This is a genomic window from Nocardioides pocheonensis (genome assembly GCF_003725535.1).
GTDB classification, from domain to species: domain Bacteria; phylum Actinomycetota; class Actinomycetes; order Propionibacteriales; family Nocardioidaceae; genus Marmoricola; species Marmoricola pocheonensis.
On record NZ_RJSF01000037.1, the window covers coordinates 18,810 to 36,541 of the forward strand.

Genomic DNA, 17,732 nt, shown 5'->3' on the forward strand with positions numbered 1-17,732 from the left:
CGAACTCCTGGGTCGAGTACCTGCGACGGGGCGGGCGTCAGGCCCGTCCCTCCGCGTCCGATCAAACCACAAATCGGGTCCCGTGCCCCGGATCGCGCGGCTCATGCGCGACCGCCCCTGTGACCGAGGTGACGGGCCCGCCGTTTGTGACCGGTCCGCCACGACCGGGACAATGGGGGCATGGCGACGAACCAGGACCGCACGGACCTCCGTCCCGACACCTCCCCGGATGCCGCGCCGGAGCCGGGATCGGCTGCCCCCTCGCGCCACCGGGTGGTCGTGATCGGGTCGGGCTTCGGCGGGCTGTTCGGCACCAAGGCGCTGCGCCGCTCCGACGTGGACGTGACCATGGTGGCCAAGACGACGCACCACCTGTTCCAGCCGCTCCTCTACCAGGTCGCGACCGGCATCCTCTCCGAGGGCGAGATCGCGCCGCCCACGCGCGAGGTCCTCGCCCATCAGCGCAACGCGCGCGTGCTGCTCGGTGACGTCACCGGCATCGACCTGACCGCCCGCACGATCACCTCCGAGGTGCTCGGGCGCAAGCTCGTGACGCCGTACGACTCGCTGATCGTCGCCGCCGGGGCCGGCCAGTCGTACTTCGGCAACGACCAGTTCTCGCGGTTCGCGCCGGGCATGAAGTCGATCGACGACGCGCTGGAGCTGCGAGGGCGGATCTTCGGAGCCTTCGAGCTGGCCGAGGTGTTCGCCTCCCAGGGCCGCGACGTCAGCCACCTGCTCACGTTCGTCGTGGTCGGGGCGGGACCCACCGGCGTGGAGATGGCGGGGCAGATCGCCGAGCTCGCCCACAACACGCTCAAGCGCGACTTCCGGGCGATCAACACCGAGCAGGTGCGGGTGATCCTCGTCGACGCCGCGCCGCAGGTGCTGCCGCCGTTCGGGGCCAAGCTGGGCGCGTGGACCGAGAAGCGGCTCGAGCGACTCGGGGTCGAGGTCCAGCTCGGCGCGATGGTCGTTGCGGTCGACGAGCGGGGCCTCGAGGTCCAGGACCGCGACGGCACCCGGCGGCGGATCGAGGCGGTCACGAAGGTGTGGGCCGCCGGCGTGCAGGCGAGCCCGCTGGGCCGCACGCTCTCGGAGCAGACCGGGGCCGCGCTCGACCGTGCCGGCCGGATCGCGGTCAACCCCGACCTGACCCTGCCGGGCCACCCGGAGGTGTTCGTCGTCGGCGACATGGCCTCGCTGGACAACCTCCCGGGAGTCGCCCAGGTGGCGATCCAGGGCGCCCGGTACGCCGCGAGGCAGATCGACCGCCGGGTGCGGGGCAAGGCGCCGCAGCCGCCGTTCAAGTACTTCGACAAGGGCAGCATGGCCACGATCTCGCGCTTCAGCGCGGTCGCGACCATCGGTCGGCTGCGGATCTCCGGGTTCGTCGCCTGGCTGATGTGGCTCGGCGTGCACCTCTTCTACATCACCGGGTTCAAGAACCAGGTGACCGCGCTGCTGCACTGGGCGGTCACCTTCATCGGCAACGACCGGTCCGAGCGCACCGCGACCGAGCAGCAGATCTTCGCCCGCGAGGCGCTCCTGCGCCTGGACAACGGCGCCAGCGCGCTGGTCAGCGAACCCACCGAGGCACGGTCGCGCGAGGAGCTCGAGGCGCAGGCGCGTGAGGAGGCCCGGCTCACCGACTCGGGCGCGCGGGGGCGGTCCGAGGTCTCCTGACCCGGCGCCGCGACTCACGCGACCGGCGGGCGCCCCTGGGCGACCCAGGTGGCGACCTGGGTGCGTGAGCGGAACCCCAGCTTGGTGAGGATGTTCTGGGAGTGCGCCTCTGCGGTGCGCACCGCGATGTTCAGCCGGGCGGCGATCTCACGGTTGGTCAGCCCCTCCGCGATCAGCTCGGCGATCTCCCCCTCGCGCGCAGTCAGTCCGTGGTCGGCGTGGTCCGTGCCGTCCGACGAGGCGGGCCGAGCCGCGGACGTGGACTCGCGCAGAGCGAAGGAGATGCCGCCGTCGATGCCGAGCGCGCGCCCGCGCTCGAAGCAGGCGGTGAAGCGGTCGTCGCCGAGGGCCTCGCGAGCCGCGCGCTCGCAGCCCTCGTGGAGCGGGTACAGGTGCTGGTAGGTCACCAGTGGCCGGCCCATGATCTCCCACAGCAGGTCGGCGATGCCGAGGAGGGTCGCGGCGCGCTCGTGGTCGCCCACGCCGCCCTCGGTCCACGCGAGCGTCTCCTCCGACCAGCCGAGCCCGGTGAGGTCGCGGATGCCGCGACGCAGCGCGATGCTCTGCCGGAGCAGCTCGGCCGCGCGTTCCTGGTCGCCCTGCTGCAGGACGAAGAGGCCGAGCGTCCACAGGGCGTACGAGCGGTGGAAGCACTCACCGGCAGGTTCGGTGATCCGCAGGAACTCCTCGTGGCACCAGGTCGCGCGCTCGACGTCGCCGAGCAGTGCGAGGGCAGAGCCGTAGGACAACAGCATGTCCAGCCGGAACTTCAGGTCCCGATCGGGCAGGTCGAGCGTGAGGCCCTCCTCGAGCACGGCCTTGGTCGTGGCCAGCTCACCGGCGAAGAGCGCGGCCGACCCCTCGGTGAACGCCCCGAACGCGGCGGTGCCCGGGTCGTCCCAGGCGGCCTCGATCGCGCGCGCCGCGTCGAGTCGCGCCCTTCCCGTCTCGTAGTCGCCGTCGGCGAAGGAGAGCGAGGCGTCGGTGAGCAGCGCCCGGGCGCGTACGACGGTCGGTGGGCCGGGCTCCTCGAGTGCTCGGGCAAGCCAGTGCCGGCCCTCGCGGGCCCACCCGCGGCCCCACCAGTAGAAGTGGTAGAGCGCAGCGAGGATCCGCAGCGCGCCTTCGGTCTCGCCGGGCTCGTTGAGGGAGAAGTCGAGCGCGGACTGGAAGTTGGCGTGCTCGCGGTCGAGCCGGGCGAACCACCCGACCTGCCGCGGGCTGACCCAGTCGGCGTCGGCGCGCTCGACCAGGCGAACGTAGGCGTCGCGGTGGCTGCGGCGCAGCCGGCCGACCTCGCCGGACGCCGAGAGCTGGTCGCGACCGAACTCCCGGATCGTCTCGAGCAACCTGAACCGGACGACGCCGTCGATCCGCTCGGCGATCACGATCGACTTGTCCACCAGCGAGGTGAGCGCCTCGAGCACCCGCGCGGCCGGGAGGCCCTCACCGGCCGCGACCTCCTCGGCGAGGTCGAGCTCGAACCCTCCCGCGAACACCGACACCCGCGCCCACAACAGCTGCTCCTCGGTCGAGCACAGCCCGTGGCTCCACTCGATGCACGACCGCAGCGTCCGCTGCCGGCCGGGCGCACGGGTCCGCGGCGACGCGCTCAGCAGGTGGAGGTGGTCCGACAGCCGGTCCAGCATGTCGCGCTCGGAGAGGGCACGCATCCGCGCAGCGGCGAGCTCGATCGCCAGCGGGAGCCCGTCGAGCCGGCGGCAGATCTCGCCCACGTCGGCACGGTTGGTCTCGGTGAGCTCCCACCCGGGCAGCGCGGCGGCGGCCCGGTCGCGGAACAGCTCGACGGCGCCGTACTCGAGCAGGTCGTCGGGCTCGATCGGTTCGTCCGCGTCCGGGAGGGACAGCGTCGGCACGGGCAGGAAGGCTTCGCCCGGCACGTCCAGCCGTTCGCGGCTGGTCGCGAGCACCCGGAGCTGCGGACAGCCCTGGAGCAGCTGGTCGGTGAGGGCGGCGATCTCGTCGATCACGTGCTCGGAGTTGTCCAGGACCAGGAGCAGCCGGCGCTCGCGGAGGTAGTCGACCAGCATCTCCATCGGCGCTCGGCCTGCCGACTCCCGGAGCCCGAGGGCGACCGCGACCGTGCTGGGCACCAGCGCCGCGTCGGTCACCTGCTCGAGCTCGACGACCACCACGCCGTCACGGAAGTCCTTGCGGACCGACGCGGCCGCCTCCAGTGCGAGCCGGGTCTTGCCGACGCCGCCGGGGCCGGTCAGGGTGACCAGGCGCGACACGGTCAGCAGCCGCCTGGCCTCGGACAGCTCACGACGCCGGCCCACGAAGCTGGTCAGGGCCGGAGGAAGGCCCGAGCCGCTCACCGGTGCGGAGCGCCGCATGCTTCGACTGTAATCCCGGTCGGCCCCCCGTCGGCTGGTTCGCCGAACCGGCACCGTGGTCCGGTTGCTACTCGAACTGCGGCGGGGTGCCGCCGTTCTTCGCGATCTCCTCGCGGGCCCAGCGGGGCAGGATGAAGATCCCCTCGGCCGTCACCGTGACGGTGCCGTCCGCCCGGCGGAGCTCGCCCTTGACGATCGTCTTGATGCCGTCCCGGCGGTCGACCCAGGCCTCCGCGCTGCAGGGACCCAGGGGCGTGTTGAGCCGGTAGCGCAGCGTGAGGGTGCCCGTCATCCCGGGCGAACCGCCGGCCGCGGCAGCCTCGCCGAAGACCTGGTCGAGCACCAGGGCGACCACGCCGCCGTGCACCTGTCCGGGCGGTCCCTCGTGCAGCGCGTTGAGCTCGAACTCCGCCGAGGCGCGCCCGTTGACCTTGTCCTGCACGACCGTGAGCGGCACGGCGTTCGGGTTGCGGATGCCGACCACCGCGTTGCCGTAGCCGCGGATCCGCCCGCCCTTGGTGAAGGAGACCCCGAAGTTGTCCGGGATCATGCTCTTCTCGAGCCGGGCGGTCAGCTCCTCGACCTGGCGGCGCACCTCCTCGACGGTGGCGTGGTCGACCGTGGTGCGGAGCGTCGCCTCGTTGAGACGGCGTACCGCCGCGGTGAGCGCGCCGAAGACCCGGACCTCGGCATCGACCTGCTCGTCGGTGAGGTCGAGGACGTCGTAGTTGAACGGTGCACCCATCGCAGCAGAATAGAACGAGTTTCAGATTCCGCGGTATGTGGGCTGCCTCTCAGTGCCGCCCGCCCGGCATCGCGAGCACGTGCGCTCCCCGCGCGGCCTTGGCGGCGAGGTACGGCGCGTTCGTGGCGGTCAGGTGCAGGCCGGTCGGGACGCGCTCGGCGATCTCGATGCCGAGCCGGTCCAGCTGCGCGACCTTGTCGGGGTTGTTGGTGAGCACGGCGACGCGGTCCAGGCCCAGCGCCCGCAGCATCTGGGCGGCCACGGTGTAGTCGCGGCCGTCGGCGGCGTACCCGAGGGCGAGGTTGGCCTCGTAGGTGTCCAGGCCGGTGTCCTGGAGGGCGTAGGCCTCGAGCTTGGCGTAGAGACCGATGCCACGGCCCTCCTGGCGCAGGTAGAGGAGGAAGCCACCCGTGCGGCTGATCCGGCCGACCGCCTCCGCGAGCTGCGGTCCGCAGTCGCAGCGCTCGCTGCCGAGCACGTCGCCGGTCAGGCACTCGCTGTGCAGCCGGACCAGGGGCGGGTCGTGGCGGTCGGCCACCGCGGCGGCGCAGTCACCGAGGCCGAGCGCGAGGTGCTCCCGGCCGTCGACCAGCCCGTCGAAGGTGAAGACGCGAGCGGTGGTGGTGCAGCCGTCGGCCAGGCGCAGCGGCACCAGCACCTGGGTGCGGACCGTCGCCGCCGGGATCTCCACCGCTCAGCCCTCGCCGACGAACCGGTCGGACAGCGCGTAGCGGAGCAGCACCACGTCGTCCAGCACCCGTGTCTCGACGAGCCGGGCGCGCCGGTGCGCCGTCCAGGGGTAGCGGCCGTCGGTCAGGAACCGCCGGGCCGAGGAGTCGCCGACCAGGAAGGGCGCGACGGCGAGCTGGAGCTCGTCGGCCAGGTCGTCGGCGAGGAACTGGCTGAGCACGGCTGCCCCTCCCTCGACGAGGAGCCGGCGCACGCCTCGGCGACCCAGGTCGTGGCTCACCCAGCGCATCGGCATCGGGCTGCCACCGTCGACCACGGTGGCGAGCCCGTCGAGAGCGGAGGCGGCCGCGGCGGCGGTGTCGCTCGTGCAGTAGACGAGTCGCTCGGCGTCGCCGGCGGTGAAGAAGGCGGCCTCGGGATCGAGCTTGGCCAGCGCGGTGAGGGTCACCTTCATCGGGCTCGGCGGCAGACCGGCGCGCAGCCGTTCGTCGCGACGCTCCGGCTCGCGGACCACGAGTCGCGGGTCGTCCGCGCGCACGGTGGCCGCGCCGACGAGGATCGCGTCGCTCCGGGCCCGCAGGCCGTCGACGCGATCGAGGTCGGCCGGGCTGGAGAGGACGAGCCGGTCGGCGGAGCTGTCGTCGAGGTAGCCGTCGAGCGACATGCAGCAGCTGAGCACGGTGTAGGGCAGGTCAGGCACAGGCGACCTCCTCGCGGACGGGCGGGGTTCGGAGGGCCCGCGGCCGAGGCGCCCGGCCGGCGAGCAGGACGACCGCGCCGGGCAGGGTCGCGACGAGCGCCATCACGCCGTACGCGACCGCGACGGCGACGCCGGTGTCCACGCCCAGCCCGGCGACCCCGAAAGCCCAGGCGGCGATGCCTTCGCGCGGCCCCCACCCGGCGACGTTGAGGGGCACCGCGGCCGCCAGCAGCACCACCGAAGCCAGCGGCAGCAGCGCCACGGACGACGCCTCGACTCCGGCGACCCGGGCCGCGAGCACGAAGATCGAGAGGTGGCCCAGCGCGGCCACGGTCGACGCGACGCCGATCGGGAGCCGCCGACCGCGCAGGACGGCGCGGGCCTCGCTGCTGACCAGCCGGACGAGCCGCGTCCGGCGGCGTACGCCGTGCGCGCCGGCCAGGAGCAGCGCGGCGACGGCCACCGCGGCCACCGCTCCGACTGCTCCGAGCCCGCGCAGGGGTGAGGGCAGGAGCAGCAGCACCGCGACGGTGAGCGGGACCTGCACGGACTGGCCGAGCAGCCGCTCCCAGGCAACCGAGCGGGCGGCGGGGCCCGGGGCGTCGCTGCGACGGGCGTGGCCGACCGCCCGGTCGACGTCGCCCACCACGCCGCCGGGCAGCGTCGCGTTGAGGAACTGGGACCGGTAGATCGCCGCGGTGGCCGCGCCGAGCCCGATCCGTACGCCGAGCCCGTCGGCGACCAGCTGCCAGCGCCATGCGCAGCAGACCGTGGTCACTGCCGTCACCGCGACCGCCGCCAGGAGCGACCACGGGGTGGCCATCCGCAGGCCGGCCACGAAGGGTGCCGTTCCTGTCCTTGCGACCAGGGCGCCCAGCACGAGGGCGCCGAGCGCCGGCCGGAGCCACCGCCACGGCGTCGGTCGGGCACCGGCCTGGGTGTCGCTCATCGGGCGGCTCCGCTCGGGTCGGGGATGGTCCTGCCTCGTCCTACGCGCTCGCGGCGGCAACGGTTCACCGGGCCTCCAGGGCGCGGGCGACGGCGCGGGCGGTGGCGGACCAGGCTGGCAGCGAGCCGCGCCGCACCCGCGCGGTCGCGCGCAGGCAGGTGCGCAACGCGGAGTCCGTGAGCCAGGACCGCAGCGCGGCCGCGAGCGCGTCGGCGTCGCCGGGAGGGACGAACAGGCCGGGGACCCGTCCGTCGGCGGTCCTGCCGAGCGACTCCGGGGTCCCGCCGGTGCGGGCCGCGACCGCGGGCAGTCCCCGGGCGAGCGCCTCGGTCAGGACCATGCCGTAGGTCTCCGCGCGCGAGGGCAGCACGAGCAGGTCGGCGGCGGCGTACGTCGCGTCGAGGTCGGGACCCGTCCGCACCCCCGCGAGCGTCACCCGATCGGCCAGCCCGGCGGCCGCAAGCTGCTCGCAGAGCCGCTCGGCGAACCCGGGGTCGACCTCGAGCGACCCGACCAGCGTGCACCGCCAGGGGAGGTCCGCCAGCGAGGTCAGCGCCTCGACCAGGACGTCCTGGCCCTTGGTCGGCGTCACCGCGCCGACGCACAGGAGGGCGCCACCGTCGCGGCTGCCTGCGACCAGACCAGCGGCGTCGGTGCCGGGCACGGCGACATGCACGCGCTCCTCCGGCAGGTCGTAGTGCTCGTGCAGCCAGGCCCGCGTCCACCCGCTCGTGGCGACCACTCCGGCCACCCGGGCGAGCAACGCGGCCTCCGCAGGCCGGCGTGACGCGGACAGCACGCCGAGCGGGAGGTGCACGAGGACGAACAACCGGAGCCGCGTGGCGCGCCGGGCCAGGAGGTCCGGGACGGCCGAGGCGACCAGGCCGTCGACCAGCAGGGTCGCCTGGTCCGGGAGCTCGTCCAGCAGCGTGCCGAGACCGTGCACGTCCGGCGGGGACGGGTCCGGCCAGGCGCCCGGTGCCTCGTGCACGTGCACCTGCCGGTCGAGCCCGCGGAGCTCGTCGACGAGGCGACGGTCGTAGTGGTTGCCGCCGCTCGGCCGGGCCGGGTCGTCGATGCCCTCCGGCGCCACGACGTGCAACGGCTCGGGGGGCATCGAAGCCTCAGAGCGCCCGCTCGTAGCTGGCCCAGGCGACGTGGGACTCGTGCAGGGTCACGGTGATCGTCGCGAGGTCGCGGGCGGCCTCGCCCAGAGCGCCGGCGTGGACCCGGTCGGCCAGTCGGTCGGCGACGAGCTGCGCGAGCGCCTCGGTCGTGGTGTTGCCCAGACCGGGGTCGTCGTCGAGGTTGCGGTAGTTCAGGTCGGCGAGGACCGACCGCACCTCCTCGGAGGCGCGGCCGATGTCGACGACGATGCCGTCGGTGTCCAGCCGCTCCCCGGCGAAGGTCGCGTCGACGACGTAGGTCGCGCCGTGCAGCCGCTGCGCCGGCCCGAACACCTCGCCCTGCAGGCTGTGGGCGATCATCACGTGGTCGCGGACGTTGACTCGGAACATCTCACTCGCTCTCGGGGTCGGCGCTCGGGCGGTCGGGGTAGCGGATCGTGTGGCACAGCGCCGGCAGCCGGCCGGCGGCGAGCGCGGCCATCACCTCGGGCAGCTCGTGGAACGGCGAGGAGCCGGTCAGCAGCGCGTCGTACGCCGGGTCGCGGAGCAGCTCGAGGGCCAGCGCCAGGCGGTCGGCGGTGCTGCGGCGGTGTCGACGGGAAGCGGCGACGGCTCCGACCTGGCTGGCCCGGACGGAGAGCCGGTCGGAGTGGAAGCGGCCGCCGAGGTCGAGGTGCACGGGGGTGTCGCCGTACCAGCTCAGGTCGACCACCGTGCCGTCGGCGCCGAGGAGGTCCAGCGACAGCTGCAGGCCCTCGCTGGTCGCGCTGGTGTGGACGACGAGGTCGCGGTCCGCCGGTGCTCCGGACGGCTCGGCGAACCCGACGTCCAGTGCGGTCGCCGTCGCGCGGCGGTCGGCGTCGGTGTCGACGAGGGTCACCTCGACCCCCGGGATGCCGGCGAGCAGGCGCGCGACGCAGCAGCCGACCATGCCCGCGCCGACGACGGCGACCCGGTCACCGACCAGGGGAGCGGCGTCCCAGAGCGCGTTGACCGCGGTCTCGACGGTGCCGGCGAGCACCGCGCGCGCAGCGGGCACACCCGCCGGCACGGGCGTCACCGCGGTGGCCGGCACGACGTACGCGGTCTGGTGCGGGTGGAGGCAGAACACGGTCTGCCCGAGCAGCGCGGGCTCGCCCGCCTCGACGACGCCGACGCTGAGGTAGCCGTACTTCACCGGGGCCGGGAACTCGCCGGCCTGGAACGGAGCCCGCATTCTCGCGTGCTGCCCGGCGGGTACGCCGCCCCGGAACACCAGCGTCTCGGTGCCGCGGCTCACGCCGGAGTGGAGCGCCCGCACGAGGACCTCGCCGGGGCCGGGGTCGGGCACCTGCTCCACGCGGATCTCGCCGCGACCCGGCTCGGCCACCCAGAACGCCTGCGCGTCGACTGCCACAGCACCTCTTCCCTCGGTGAACCAAAGCCTCCCGTGTCGCGTAGGACCCGGCAAGATCAGCTACGGAGGCGCGGTGCAACGGGTTCAGGGTCCAGTGGTCGGGTTCGCGGGCGTGCTCGCCCTGCTGGCCGTGCTCGACGGCCTCACCGGGCTGGGCGTGCGCGGATGGTGCGTCGGAGCCGGCGCGGCAGCCGTGATCGCCCTGCTGCTGGGCCGGGCGCTCCGTCGGCGGTCGGCGACGCTCGGCCCGGCGGACCGGATCACCCTGCTGCGCGCGGACCTCGCCTGCGCCGTGGCCGCGCTCGCGGTGAGTGACGGTCCCGTGGCGCTGCTGGTCGTCGTCGCGGTCGTCGCCCTGGTGCTGGACGGCGTGGACGGTCGGGTCGCGCGGCGTACCCGGACCGTGAGTGCGCTGGGAGCACGGTTCGACATGGAGGTCGACGCGTTCCTGATCCTGGTGCTCAGTGCGGACGTCGCCCCGCGCGTCGGCTGGTGGGTGCTGCTGATCGGGGCGGCCCGTTACCTGCTCCTCGGAGCCGCGCGGCTCCTTCCCTGGCTGCGCGGAGAGCTGCCGCCGCGGCCGTGGTGCAAGGTGGTCGCCGTGGTCCAGGGCGTGGTGCTGGTCGTCGCCGTGAGCACCGTGCTGCCGGTGGTGCCGACCAGGCTCGCGCTCGCGGTCGCCCTGGCCCTGCTGGCCGAGTCGTTCGGCCGCGAGGTGCGCGACAAGTGGCGGCTGCGGGGCCGCCCGGGTGAGCCCGGCGGTGCGCAGGAGCCGGCGATGGTGGGCCGTGGCTGAGCAGACAGTGGTGTCGCCCGTGCCCGACGTCGAGGAGACCCCGCCCGCACGACCGCCGCGCCGCCCCGGGGCCCGGACCACGGTCGTCAGCGTCCTGGCCGTGGCAGCGGTCTGGCTCGCTCTGGTGCTGCCGGTCCGGACCCGCGACCTGACGCCGGCGTCCTTCGTCCAGGTACCGCTGGAGGGCCTGCTGCTGGTCGCCGTGGCCCTGCTGCTGCGGCGCGCCGAGCGGCGACGTCTGCTCGCCACGGTTCTCGGCGGTGTGCTCGGCGTGCTGCTGGTGGTCAAGGCGCTCGACCTCGCCTTCGACACGGTCTTCGATCGTCCCTTCGACCTGCTGAACGACTGGTACTACGTCGGCCCAGGTGTCGGTGTGCTCGGTGACTCGATCGGCCGACCGGCGGCGCTGGTCGTGGTCGTCGCAGTCGCCCTGCTCGCGGTCGCCGTGGTGGTCGGCGTCGCTGCTGCCGGCGTACGGGTGGCCGGGGTGGCGGCGGCACACCGGCGCGCGTCGGCGCGCGCACTGGTCGTGCTGGCGACGGTGTGGGCGGTCGGAGCGGTCGCCGGTCTGCACGTCGGCTCCACCGGCACGCTCGCCGGTCACGGCACCGCCGACCTCGCCGTGGACGAGGTCCGCCAGCTCCGCGCGGACCTCGTCGACCGCAAGGTCTTCGACCGCGAGATCGCCCGGGACCCGTACGCGAGCACGCCTGCCGACCGGCTCCTCGCCGGGCTGCGCGGCAAGGACGTGCTGGTCGCCGTCGTCGAGAGCTACGGCCGGGTCGCCGTGCAGGGCACCAGCTACTCGCGCGGGGTGGACGCGGTGCTGGCCCGGGGGGACCAGCAGCTGCGGGCGTCGGGCTACTCGGTGCGCAGCGCGTTCCTGACGTCCCCCACGTTCGGGGCGGGGAGCTGGCTGGCGCACGCGTCGCTGCAGTCGGGCCTGTGGGTGGACAGCCAGCAGCGCTACAACCAGCTGTTCACGCGCCACCGGCTGACCCTCAGCCGTGCCTTCGCGCAGGCGGGCTGGCGGACGATCTTCGACGACCCGGCGATCACGAAGGACTGGCCGGAGGGAAAGCGCTTCTACGGGTTCGACCAGTCCTACGACAGCCGCAACGTCGGCTACCGGGGGCCGAGGTTCGACTACGCGACAATGCCCGACCAGTACACGCTGGCCGCGCTGACCCGCAACGAGTTCACCGCGGATCCCGGTCGCCCGCGGGTGATGGGCGAGGTCGACCTCGTCTCCAGCCACCACCCGTGGACGCCGCTGCCGCACCTGGTGCCGTGGTCCTCGGTCGGTGACGGGTCGGTCTTCGACGGGATGCCGGCGCAGGGCGAGTCCGCGACGGCGGCGTTCCGCGACCCGAACAAGGTCCGCGCGCTCTACGGTCAGTCGATCGAGTACACCCTCGGCACACTGGTCTCGTGGCTGCAGGTCCAGCCCGACCCGAACCTCGTGCTGGTCGTGTACGGCGACCACCAGCCGCACGGATACGTCTCCGGGGAGCACCCGGGCCACGACGTGCCGATCTCGGTGATCGCCCGCGACCCGGCCGTGATGGATCGGATCGCGGGCTGGGGCTGGCAGGACGGGCTGCGGCCTCAGCCGGACGCACCGGTCTGGCGGATGGACACGTTCCGCGACCGCTTCTTCGCCGCGTTCACGCCGGCCGGCTGACCCGGCGTACGAGCACGACGACGCCGGTCGGAGAGGGCTGGCGGACCTCCTCGACGACCAGGCCGAGCCCGTCGGCGACGTCGGCCACGGCCGCGGCCTGGCTGGCGTTGCCGAGCTGGAGCAGCAGGACTCCGTCGGGCTCGAGGTGCGCGGCAGCCACCTCCAGGCAGCCACGCGCGATCGCCAGGCCGTCCTCGCCGCCGTCGATCGCGAGGCGGGGGTCCTCGGGGTGGTCCACGGTGCGTGCGCTCGGCACCCACGGCGGGTCGGCGATGATCACCGGGAACAGCTCACCGGGCGCGAGCGCCTCGTGCAGGAGCGCGTTGCGGACCTCGACGCGGTCGGCCAGTCCGGCGGACGCGGCGTTGGCACGGGCGTACTCGCAGGCGATCGGAGATGCGTCGACCGCGACCAGGCGGCGCTGGTTGCCGTGGATCGCCAGCAGCCCGATGTGGCCCGCGCCCGTGCACAGCTCCAGCACGGGACCGGGGGCCGCGTCGGCCAGCAGGTCGGCCGCCCATCGGGACTGAGCGACGGTCCAGGGACGGGGTTGCAGCACGCGGTCGTCGTAGGCGATGTCGAGGCTGCCGAGCCGCTGCACGCGCGGCGTGACGCTGCCGGGGCCTGGCTCACGCGTCGTCGAGGTCATGCGGCCGGGTACCCGCGTGACGGCACCGACAATCCCGCGGCGACGGGCATGCCGGCGTGCGCCGGCGGGTAAGGAGCCGGGACCCCACGACAGGAGCAAACGCATGCACGACACCGTCGTCGTCCGGCGCACGATCAACGCCGGGCCCGGCCGCGTCTGGGCGGTGCTGGCCGACGGCTGGCTGTACCCCTCATGGGTCGTGGGGGCCTCGCGGATGCGCGACGTGGACCAGTCCTGGCCCGCCCCCGGCAGCCAGCTGCACCACTCCGTCGGCCTCTGGCCGCTGCTGCTCGACGACCGCACCGAGGTGATCGGTTCGATCCCGGGGGAGGAGCTCCGGCTCCGCGCCCACGGCTGGCCCGCCGGCGCCGCCGAGGTACTGATCCGGCTGACCCCGGTCGAGGACGGCACCGAGGTGACCATGGAGGAGGACGCGGTGCAGGGCCCTGCCAAGCTCGTCCCGGGTCCGTTGCGCCAGGCCGGGGTGATCCCCCGCAACCGCGAGGCACTGCGACGGCTGGCCTTCCTCGCCGAGGGCCGCGCCGCCTGAGCGGGGCGCGGGCCGGCGGGGGCCGGCCGCGCACTCGTCCTCGTCCGCGCCCTCGTCCGCGTACAGCGACCTGCAATTGTCGCCGGAGCGGCCCCTGTGACCGACTCGCGCCCCACGCGCGACATTCGCATGTCCCTGTACGACGCGACCCGGTCGGCCGGCTGGCGGGCGGCCCGCCCGTCGTACAGCGACCTGCAATTGTCGCCGGAGCGGCCCCTGTGACCGACTCGCGCCCCACGCGCGACATTCGCATGTCCCTGTACGACGCCGGCCACCGCACCGGCCGACGGCCCCACCGACCAGGTACGACCGTCACCTCACGGGCCGAGCACGCGCCCCCAGGCGGTCCGGAGCAGCGCGCGCCGCGCTCCGGCCCAGGCGCGCTCGGTCCGCAGCGCCGCCCGCGCGGCGTTCCAGCCGCAGGCGCCGTGCACGCCGCCACCGGGATGGGCCGACGCCCCCGCGAGGTAGAGCCCCGGCACGGGGGTCTCGGGCCGGCCGAGCCCTGGCGTCGGGCGGAACACCAGCTCCTGGTGGACCGCGGAGGTGCCGGCGTTGATCGCCCCGCCGACGAGGTTCGAGTCCGCCGAGGACAGGTCCTCGGGGCTCTGCGCCGAACGGGCGAGCACGTGCGAGGAGAAGCCCGGTGCGACCCGCTCGACGGCTGCGGTCATCCGGTCCACGTGCGCGTCCAGGGCGCCGGGGTCGTCCAGCGAACCGCGCGGGACGTGCGTGTAGGCCCACGCCGACTCGGTGCCCTGCGGTGACCGGGTCGGGTCGGCCGTCGTCATCTGACCGAACAGCAGGAACGGTCGCTCCGGCACCCGGCCGACGGTCAGGTCGGCGGCGTGGTCGACGAACCCGTCGACGTCGACCCCGAGGTGGACGGTGCCGGCGCCGTGCGCGCCCCGGGCCGCCCACGGGACGGGACCGTCCAGGGCCCAGTTCAGTTTGAGTGTGGCGTGGTCCCACTGGAACCGCTCGAGGTCGCGCCGCATCCGCCCGGGCAGCCGGTCGAGCCCCACCAGGTCGCGGTAGAGCGACGGCGCGTCCACGTCAGCCAGTACGGCGCGCCGCGCGCGTACCCGCCCCCCGTCCTGCAGCCGTACGCCGGTCGCCCGGCCGCCCGTCAGCTCGACGGCTTCCACCCGGGCGCTCGTCCGGATGGAGACACCGCGCGACCGGGCCCGCCCGGCGAGCGCGTCGGCGAAGCGCTGGGCACCGCCCTCGGGCACCGGGAAGCCCACGTCCTGGCCGAGCATGCACAGCAGCCAGCCGAAGACGCCGCTCCCGGCGGCGTCCGGCGGCACGTCGGCGTGCATGGCGTTGCCGGTGAGCAGCGCCGCCGCCCCGTCGCCGTCGAAGTTCTCCGTGGCGAGCCGGCGCACCGGCAGGACCGACAGCCGGGCGAGGTCGAGGAAGCCGGCGATCCGGAGGGCCCGGACGATCCGCAGACCCGCGACCACCGGCGGGAACGGCGTGAACAGCGCGTCCAGCAACGGGTCGCGCAGCTGGCGCCACTGGTCGAACATCCGCAGCCATGCGTCCCCGTCGCCGGGCGCGAACTCCTCCACGCTCGCCGCGGTCTGCGCGGGGTCGCGGGAGAGCACCGCCGCGCGGCCGTCGTCGAGCGCGTGCGCGAGCACGCTCGGCGCATGCCGCCAGCTCAGCCCGAAGTCGGCCAGGTCGAGGCCCTGGATCACCGGCGACGCCGCGGCCAGCGGGTAGAAGGCGCTGAACAGGTCGTTGCAGAACCCGGGCGCGGTGACCTCCGCGCTGCGGACGGCGCCTCCGACCTCGTCGTTCGCCTCGAGCAGGACGACGTCCCAGCCGGCGTCGGCGAGGGCGTTCGCCGCGACCAGTCCGTTCGGACCGGCGCCGATCACGACCGCGTCGGCGACCTCAGCTGTCACGGGCTTCCACGACCGACGGTCGCGGCGCGGCTGCGGTGACGACCTTGTGCGTCCCGTCGCACCACGGCGCGCGCTGCGACCTGCCGCACAGGCAGACGGCGACGACGGGCCGCGTGGTGGCGTGGGCCCGGCCGGCCGCGTCGATCACCTCGTCGGCGCCGCGCACCAGCGCAGGCCCGTCGGGACAGATCTCCACCTGGCAGCTCATGCGACCTCCTGCTGCAGCGTATCCAGCAGCGCGGAGTCGCCGGCCCGCCAGGCGTCGACCATGAGCGCCCCGGCCCGCGCGTCGAGCTGCACGCAGACCCCCGCACCGAGGAGCACGTCGCGCTGCAGCTCGGGGTGCTGCTCGACCAGCCGCTGGCAGATGCTGCGGCACGCGACCTGCTCGTGCACGGCGTCGGCCTCGACGTGCTCGTCGAAGTACGCGGTCACCCGCGCGTCGAAGCCGAGCCGCTCGGCTCCGCCGACGTACCGCCGGCACGGCAGCGAGCTGGTCGACTCGAACGCGGCCAGGTGTCCCATGAGCGCGCCGCGCAGCCGACGGTGCAGGGCGAAGAGCGACATCGCGTTGTTGACCGCCAGGGTGGCGGCCGGCACGGCGTCGATGTGGGCACCGTACGTCGGGTCGAGACCCGCGCCCTCGAGCGCGCGCGCGAACAGCGTGCTGTGGAGCCGGTCGACCCGTCCGCCCCCGAACTCGTCGTACTGGAGCTCGGCCAGCGCGACCTTGGGCGCCCCGTCGAGGCGCGGGATCGCGAACGCGTGCGGGTCGGACTCCTTGAGGTGGTAGATGCTGCGGTGCACGAGGAACTCGCGGTACTGCTCCTCCGTGGCCTCGCGCTGGAGGAACCGCGCCAGCCCGGCGTCCTCGGCGTCGTCGATGACCGCGGCGATCTGCGCGGGCACGCGATCGGGCCTGTCCGCGTCGAGGGCACGCCCGACGGCCGGCTCGGTCAGCTCACGCAGTGCCTGCTCGAACGCCGCCTCCAGCTGGGCACGGGTCGCGAGCAGGCCGGGCGACCACTCGTGGCGGGCGTCCACGTCGTCGAACCCGCGGTAGCTGAGCTCGTAGAGCGCCCACAGCGCGATCTGCGCGTCCTCGTCGGAGAGCACGTCGGCGTGCGCGTCGTACGCCACGTGCGCGGGATCGGGCGAGACCATCGAGGCGAACACCTGCGCGCTGAACGGTCCGCGTGGTCGGGGCAGCTGCATGTCTCGCAGTTACCCGTGCGTAAGGGCGCTCATGCGCTGGCGCGCGACGGCCGGACGGTGCGACCGCTGCGGGTCCGGGCGGCCCAGTACGCCGGCTCCCGGAGCAGCCGGACCCACGAGTAGTGGCTCAGCCCGGGCAGCACGTTGACCACCGGGTCGAACGACACCGCGAGGTCGTCGCCGTACGCCGCTCCGAGGTCGAGCCGGCCGAACGTGTGCCACGGGCCCACCGGACCGGCCCAGCGGAGCTCGAAGCCGTGTCCCGGCTCGGGCACCGCGGCGAGGAGCAGCGCGCCGCGCGGCGACCGGTAGGGCAGCAGCGAGGTGAGCGCCCGTCCGGCGGGCTTCCGGGTCGGGGTCAGGACGTAGCGGGTGAGCCGACCGAGGCCCGTGCTGGCGAGCAGCAGGTCGGCCTCGCGGCCGTCCAGCAGGAGCCGGATCGCGAGTCCCTGGATGTCGGGCAGCGCGTCGGGCAAGCCGATGCCGCGCGAGACTCTGACGACCGCGGCGTCCTCTCCCGGGGCGTCGAGCCAGGGCACGCCGGACGGCATGGCGCCCGGCGTACGGGTCAGGGTCGCGTGCCGGAGCCGGCCCTCGGGATGCAGCGGCTTGATCCGCTGCCGCGCGGCGCCGAGCGCGCTGGTGCCCGCAGCGAGCACACCGCCGGCGGTGCGGGCGAGGAGGTCGACGGGTGCGGGAGCCATGCCGACCCGGTACCCGAGTGGTCCGGGCACAATCACCCGCCCGCGGCCGTGGGGAGTGACCCTCCGCACACGACGCGTTTCCCGCAGGTCGCTGGCCCGCCTGCCGATGGGAAGGCCGAGACTCCCCGCGCAGACAGGCAAACAGGAGATGGCAGCGCCCCAGCTCGAACGGTTCCTCGCACCTGAGGACATCATCGTGTCCAAGACCGACGCTCGGGGCGTCATGACCTACGTCAACCGGACCTTCGCCGAGATCAGCGGCTACACCGAGCAGGAGCTCGTCGGCAGGCCGCACAACATGATCCGCCACCCCGACATGCCGCGGGGCGTCTTCAAGCTGCTCTGGGACACGATCTCCGGCGGCGACGAGATCTTCGCCTACGTCGTCAACCTCGCCAAGACCGGCGAGCGCTACTGGGTGCTGGCCCACGTCACCCCGACCTTCGGCCCCGGGGGCGCCATCATCGGCTACCACTCGAACCGCCGGGCGCCGTCGCGGGCCGCGGTCCGCAAGCTCGANGGTGTGACGCACTCGCGCCCCACGCGCGACATTCGCATGTCCCTGTACGAC

At 74.2% G+C, this 17,732-nt stretch carries 18 protein-coding genes; 5 read left to right on the top strand and 13 right to left on the bottom strand.

All coding sequences use genetic code 11. The features are described from left to right. Positions 1-180 precede the first annotated feature (180 nt). Positions 181-1,686 carry an NAD(P)/FAD-dependent oxidoreductase gene (locus EFL26_RS09870; RefSeq protein ID WP_123222733.1) on the top strand — a complete coding sequence of 502 codons (1,506 nt, stop codon included), beginning with the start codon at positions 181-183 and terminating at the stop codon, positions 1,684-1,686. Between the two features lie 14 nt (positions 1,687-1,700). Here EFL26_RS09870 and EFL26_RS09875 read toward each other — a convergent pair whose 3' ends face one another. From EFL26_RS09875 to EFL26_RS09910, 8 genes are all read right to left on the bottom strand, one after another. Then, positions 1,701-4,043: an ATP-binding protein gene (locus tag EFL26_RS09875; RefSeq protein ID WP_123222734.1), complete on the bottom strand. Its 2,343-nt coding sequence runs from the start codon at positions 4,041-4,043 to the stop codon at positions 1,701-1,703. A 67-nt stretch (positions 4,044-4,110) separates the two neighbouring features. Next, the gene (locus EFL26_RS09880; RefSeq protein WP_123222735.1) at positions 4,111-4,788 is read right to left on the bottom strand and encodes a PaaI family thioesterase; all 678 of its coding nucleotides are present in this window, start codon (positions 4,786-4,788) and stop codon (positions 4,111-4,113) included. Between the two features lie 49 nt (positions 4,789-4,837). After that, positions 4,838-5,479 (bottom strand): GTP cyclohydrolase II, encoded by a 642-nt coding sequence (locus EFL26_RS09885; protein WP_246000127.1) that lies wholly within the window; start codon positions 5,477-5,479, stop codon positions 4,838-4,840. 3 nt (positions 5,480-5,482) lie between these two features. Further along, the gene (locus EFL26_RS09890) at positions 5,483-6,178 is read right to left on the bottom strand and encodes a RibD family protein (RefSeq protein ID WP_123222736.1); all 696 of its coding nucleotides are present in this window, start codon (positions 6,176-6,178) and stop codon (positions 5,483-5,485) included. After that, a complete protein-coding gene (locus EFL26_RS09895) occupies positions 6,171-7,127 on the bottom strand; it encodes a lysylphosphatidylglycerol synthase transmembrane domain-containing protein (protein WP_123222737.1) in 957 nt (318 codons plus the stop codon). Before EFL26_RS09895 ends, EFL26_RS09890 begins: the two co-directional genes overlap by 8 nt. 64 nt (positions 7,128-7,191) lie before the next feature. Continuing rightward, positions 7,192-8,244, bottom strand: a complete 1,053-nt coding sequence (locus EFL26_RS09900) for a glycosyltransferase family 4 protein (RefSeq protein WP_123222738.1) — start codon at positions 8,242-8,244, stop codon at positions 7,192-7,194. Positions 8,245-8,251: 7 nt separating this feature from the next. Then, entirely contained in the window at positions 8,252-8,644 is a 393-nt protein-coding gene (locus EFL26_RS09905) for a 6-pyruvoyl trahydropterin synthase family protein (protein WP_123222739.1), read from the bottom strand. A gap of 1 nt (position 8,645) precedes the next feature. Beyond that, entirely contained in the window at positions 8,646-9,650 is a 1,005-nt protein-coding gene (locus tag EFL26_RS09910; protein WP_123222740.1) for a zinc-dependent alcohol dehydrogenase, read from the bottom strand. Between the two features lie 112 nt (positions 9,651-9,762). Here EFL26_RS09910 and EFL26_RS24180 point away from each other — a divergent pair, with 112 nt between their 5' ends. Together EFL26_RS24180 and EFL26_RS09915 are read left to right on the top strand one after the other, a co-directional pair. After that, positions 9,763-10,446 (top strand): CDP-alcohol phosphatidyltransferase family protein, encoded by a 684-nt coding sequence (locus EFL26_RS24180; RefSeq protein ID WP_246000128.1) that lies wholly within the window; start codon positions 9,763-9,765, stop codon positions 10,444-10,446. Then, entirely contained in the window at positions 10,439-12,130 is a 1,692-nt protein-coding gene (locus EFL26_RS09915) for an alkaline phosphatase family protein (protein WP_221176921.1), read from the top strand. The genes EFL26_RS24180 and EFL26_RS09915 overlap by 8 nt, the downstream gene beginning before the upstream one ends. Here the strand turns inward: EFL26_RS09915 and EFL26_RS09920 are convergent. Continuing rightward, positions 12,114-12,779 carry a methyltransferase gene (locus EFL26_RS09920; RefSeq protein WP_123222741.1) on the bottom strand — a complete coding sequence of 222 codons (666 nt, stop codon included), beginning with the start codon at positions 12,777-12,779 and terminating at the stop codon, positions 12,114-12,116. The genes EFL26_RS09915 and EFL26_RS09920 overlap by 17 nt on opposite strands. 103 nt (positions 12,780-12,882) lie before the next feature. Between EFL26_RS09920 and EFL26_RS09925 the strand changes: the two genes are divergently transcribed. Next, a complete protein-coding gene (locus EFL26_RS09925; protein ID WP_123222742.1) occupies positions 12,883-13,329 on the top strand; it encodes an SRPBCC family protein in 447 nt (148 codons plus the stop codon). 317 nt (positions 13,330-13,646) lie between these two features. On the opposite strand, the gene EFL26_RS09930 is transcribed toward EFL26_RS09925, so the two are convergent. From EFL26_RS09930 to EFL26_RS09945, 4 genes are read right to left on the bottom strand one after another with little or no spacing between them, the layout of a single operon-like run. Next, complete coding sequence (locus EFL26_RS09930; protein WP_123222743.1) at positions 13,647-15,242, bottom strand: phytoene desaturase family protein; 1,596 nt, start codon at positions 15,240-15,242, stop codon at positions 13,647-13,649. After that, complete coding sequence (locus tag EFL26_RS09935) at positions 15,232-15,450, bottom strand: CDGSH iron-sulfur domain-containing protein (RefSeq protein WP_123222744.1); 219 nt, start codon at positions 15,448-15,450, stop codon at positions 15,232-15,234. The genes EFL26_RS09930 and EFL26_RS09935 overlap by 11 nt, the downstream gene beginning before the upstream one ends. After that, positions 15,447-16,457, bottom strand: coding sequence for an iron-containing redox enzyme family protein (locus EFL26_RS09940; protein WP_123222745.1), 1,011 nt, complete (start codon positions 16,455-16,457; stop codon positions 15,447-15,449). The genes EFL26_RS09935 and EFL26_RS09940 overlap by 4 nt, the downstream gene beginning before the upstream one ends. A gap of 29 nt (positions 16,458-16,486) precedes the next feature. Then, positions 16,487-17,161 carry a hypothetical protein gene (locus EFL26_RS09945; RefSeq protein WP_123222746.1) on the bottom strand — a complete coding sequence of 225 codons (675 nt, stop codon included), beginning with the start codon at positions 17,159-17,161 and terminating at the stop codon, positions 16,487-16,489. Positions 17,162-17,309: 148 nt separating this feature from the next. Here EFL26_RS09945 and EFL26_RS09950 point away from each other — a divergent pair. After that, on the top strand, positions 17,310-17,732 hold a 423-nt coding region (locus tag EFL26_RS09950), incomplete at its 3' end, for a PAS domain-containing protein (RefSeq protein ID WP_123222747.1).